We start from the raw sequence: 3833 nt of genomic DNA on the forward strand, positions 1-3833 counted from the left end.
CCCCACCCCCGAGTACGCCACGAGTACGACCTGTCCCCGCCCCGCTCCTTCGTGAGCCATGAGTACGGTCTGCTCGGTGCGCTCTACTCGGTGAGGTCTCCGAAGCCCGGGGTGGGGTCGCCGTGGCCGTAACACACTGTCGTTGGGGACAGTGCGACCAGGCGGCGCATGGACTCCTGGGCGCGGGCGCGGTCCACATTGAAGACACCCAGCATGATGCGGCCCACCGAGGCGATCGTGTCGCCGACGAACAGCACACCGTGGCGGGGCAGATGGATACCGATCGAGCCGTCGGTGTGACCGGGGGCGTGGATCACCCGGGCGCCGTCGCCGAAGTCCAGTTCGTCACCGTCCTCCAGCTCGCGGTCGACCCGGGTGGGCGGCGCCTGAGGGACCGTCAGGCCGTGCTCGTACAGCGGGACTTCCCAGTCCAGCAGCACCGGTTCGGGCACCGGCAGCTCCCCTCGTACCACCGGGGCGTCCAGCCGGTGTGCCAGCACCTGTGCGCCGTACCGCTCCGCCAGCTCCTCGGCGGCGCCGACATGGTCGCGGTGGCAGTGGGTGAGGACGATCCGGCGCAGGGCCTCGGGGCGCGCTCCGAGGCCCCGGATCGCCCGCTCGATGCCGGACGCGCCATCGCTGTGTCCGGCGTCGACCAGGGTCAGTTCGTCGCCGTCGCGCCAGAGATAGGCCTGGCCGATCGGGAAGCGCAGCATATGCAGCCGCGGGCGAATCTCCACGAGGTCGATGAGGTCCATACGGCGACCGTACGCAGCCGGGCGCGTCGGCCGTACGCGGCTACGCTCTCCGCGATCTCGCTCTCCGCTGAACGGCCGGACCGGGGCCGGGCCGCTCACGCCGCGTCGGTCGGACCGGGCTGGCCGGGCCGGGTCGGGCCGGGCCGGGGTCGGACCTGGCCTCTCAGCCCGGCCGACCCGCCCGAGCCCCGCCCGGCGCGCCGCTGCCTCAACCCTTCTTGGAATCCGCGTAGTTGACCAGGAAGTGGGCCTCAGCCACCGACAGCCGCCTCAGCTCCTCCGGCGACACACTCTCGTTCACCGCGTGGATCTGTGCCTCCGGCTCACTCAGCCCGATCAGCAGGATCTCCGCCTCCGGATACAGCGCGGCCAGGGTGTTGCACAGCGGGATGGACCCGCCCTGACCCGCCGTCTGCATCTCCTGCCCCGGGTACGCCACCCGCATCGCGTCCGCCATCGCCGCGTACGCCGGGCTCGACGTGTCCGCGCGGAACGGCTGGCCCTGGCCCACCTGTTCCACCGACACCCGCGCGCCCCACGGAGTGTGCTTCTCGATGTGCGCGGTCAGCAACTCCGTCGCCTCGGCCGCGTCCTGGCCCGGCGGGATCCGCAGACTGACCGTCGCCCGCGCGCTCGCCTGGATGGACGGGGTGGCCCCCACCACCGGCGGGCAGTCGATGCCCAGGACGGTCACCGCGGGCCGCGCCCAGATCCGGTCGGCGACGGAACCGCCGCCGATCAGCCCGACCCCGTCGAGCACCTTCGCGTCCTCGCGGAACTCGGCCTCGCCGTACGCGAGTCCGTCCCAGCCCGCGCCCGAGGGCAGGCCGTCCACCGTGGTCGTACCGTCCTCCGCGCGCAGCGAGTCCAGCACCCTGATCAGCGCGGCGAGCGCGTCGGGCGCGGCTCCGCCGAACGCCCCCGAGTGCAGATTCCCTTCGAGCGTGTCGATCCGTACGCGCACCATCGTCATCCCGCGCAGGGTGGCCGTGACCGTCGGCAGCCCCAGCCGGAAGTTCCCGGCGTCACCGATGACGATCGTGTCGGCGGCGAGCAGCTCCGGGTGCGCCTCCGCGTACCGTTCGAGACCGCCGGTGCCCTGCTCCTCCGAGCCCTCGGCGATGACCTTGACCGTCACCGGCACACCGCCGTTCGCCTTGAGGGCGCGCAGCGCGAGGAGATGCATCACGAAGCCGCCCTTGCAGTCGGCGGCGCCGCGCCCGTACCAGCGGCCGTCGTGCTCGGTCAGCTCGAACGGCGGTGTCCGCCAAGCCGATTCGTCCAGCGGCGGCTGTACGTCGTAGTGGGCGTAGAGCAGTACGGTGGGGGCACCCTCGGGGCCGGGCAGCAGACCGTAGACGGATTGTGTACCGTCCGGGGTGTCGAGGAGCGACACATCCTGGAAGTCCTCGGCGCGCAGCGCGTCGGCCACCCACGCCGCGGCGGACTCGCACTCGCTCTTCGGGAACACCGCGGGATCCGCCACGGAGCGGAACGACACCAGCTCCGCCAGCTCCGTACGGGCACGTGGCAGCAGGGACGCGACGGTTCCGGCGATCGGATCCGTGGTCTCGGTGATCGGATTCGCGGTCATGGGCACGCTCCTGGTGGCTGGGTCGTTGTCTCGTCGTGTAAGTCGTCGTGTACGTCGAAGGGCACTGGCGATCCTCCCACAGCGGGCTTGCCGGGCCCTGGCCGTAGGATGCCGTTCGACAACAGGGGCCACCGGTCGGATCAGGAGCAGAAGCACATCGTGAGCAGCGAGAACGCAGACGCCGGAAGCGAGCACGACGAGCCGGTATGGGATGTCGTTGTGGTCGGCGCAGGACCGGCGGGGGCCTCCGCGGCATACGCGGCGGCGGTCGCGGGCCGTCAGGTGCTGCTGCTGGAGAAAGCCGAGTTGCCCCGCTACAAGACCTGCGGGGGCGGGATCATCGGGCCCTCGCGCGATGCGCTGCCGCCCGGCTTCGAACTGCCGCTCAGGGACCGGGTGCACGCGGTGACGTTCTCGCTGAACGGGAAGCTGGCCCGTACCCGCCGCTCCAAGCGGATGCTCTTCGGGCTCATCAACCGCCCCGAGTTCGACCAGAGCCTGGTGGAGCACGCGCAGAAGGCCGGTGCGGTGCTGCGTACGGGCGTGAGTGTCACGCGCGTCGAACAGCACGGCCCGGCGGTGCCCGACCGCCGTACGGTCGCCGTGGTGCTCGCCGGCGGTGAGACGGTGCTGGCGCGGGCCGTGGTCGGCGCCGACGGCAGCGCCAGCCGGATAGGCGCGCACGTCGGAGTCAAGCTCGACCAGGTCGACCTGGGTCTGGAGTCCGAGATCCCCGTGCCGCCGCCGGTCGCGGAGGACTGGGCGGGCCGGGTGCTCATCGACTGGGGCCCGCTGCCCGGGAGTTACGGCTGGGTGTTCCCCAAGGGGGACACACTCACCGTCGGGGTGATCTCGGCGCGTGGCGAGGGCGCGGCGACCAAGCGCTATCTGGAGGACTTCATCGCCCGGCTCGGGCTCGCCGGGTTCGAGCCCTCGGTGTCGTCCGGGCATCTCACCCGGTGCCGCAGTGACGACTCGCCGCTGTCGCGGGGGCGGGTGCTGGTGTGCGGGGACGCGGCGGGACTGCTGGAGCCCTGGACCAGGGAAGGGATTTCGTTCGCCCTGCGGTCGGGGCGGCTGGCGGGGGAGTGGGCGGTACGGATCTCCGAGGCGCATGACGCCGTGGACGCCCGGCGCCAGGCGCTGAACTACGCCTTCGCGATCAAGGCGGGTCTCGGTGTGGAGATGGGGGTCGGGCGGCGGATGCTCGCCATCTTCGAGCGCCGCCCGGGGCTGCTGCACGCGGCGATCACCGGGCTGCGCCCGGCCTGGAACGCGTTCGCGGACATCGCGCGCGGCTCGACCTCACTGGCCGGCCTGGTCAGGACCCACCCGTTGGCCCGGCGCGCGCTCGACCTGCTGGACCGCAGACAAGCGGGGGCGGCCGTGCCGGAGGAGAGCGCACCGGAGCCGGAAACGGTGCCGGGGGCGGGCGCGGGCACGAGGGAGTGAGCGCGAGGCAGTACGCGGCGGGGTAGGCG

General features: G+C 72.3%; 3 protein-coding genes. 1 reads left to right on the forward strand and 2 read right to left on the reverse strand.

Going from position 1 to position 3833, the window contains the following annotated elements:
* Positions 1-83: 83 nt before the first annotated feature.
* Positions 84-749, reverse strand: a complete 666-nt coding sequence (locus WH07_RS34590; protein ID WP_046508966.1) for an MBL fold metallo-hydrolase — start codon at positions 747-749, stop codon at positions 84-86.
* A gap of 217 nt (positions 750-966) precedes the next feature.
* Positions 967-2352 (reverse strand): dipeptidase, encoded by a 1386-nt coding sequence (locus tag WH07_RS34595; protein ID WP_046508961.1) that lies wholly within the window; start codon positions 2350-2352, stop codon positions 967-969.
* A 159-nt stretch (positions 2353-2511) separates the two neighbouring features.
* Here WH07_RS34595 and WH07_RS34600 point away from each other — a divergent pair, with 159 nt between their 5' ends.
* Positions 2512-3804 carry a geranylgeranyl reductase family protein gene (locus WH07_RS34600; RefSeq protein WP_106409750.1) on the forward strand — a complete coding sequence of 431 codons (1293 nt, stop codon included), beginning with the start codon at positions 2512-2514 and terminating at the stop codon, positions 3802-3804.
* Positions 3805-3833 lie beyond the last annotated feature (29 nt).

The sequence above is a fragment of the Streptomyces odonnellii genome, assembly GCF_000981895.1.
Lineage (GTDB): Bacteria > Actinomycetota > Actinomycetes > Streptomycetales > Streptomycetaceae > Streptomyces > Streptomyces odonnellii.

Excerpts from the sequence above, each read along its gene's own strand:
- WH07_RS34595 (WP_046508961.1), bottom strand. The coding sequence starts at position 2,352 with ATGACCGCGAATCCGATCACCGAGACCACGGATCCGATCGCCGGAACC.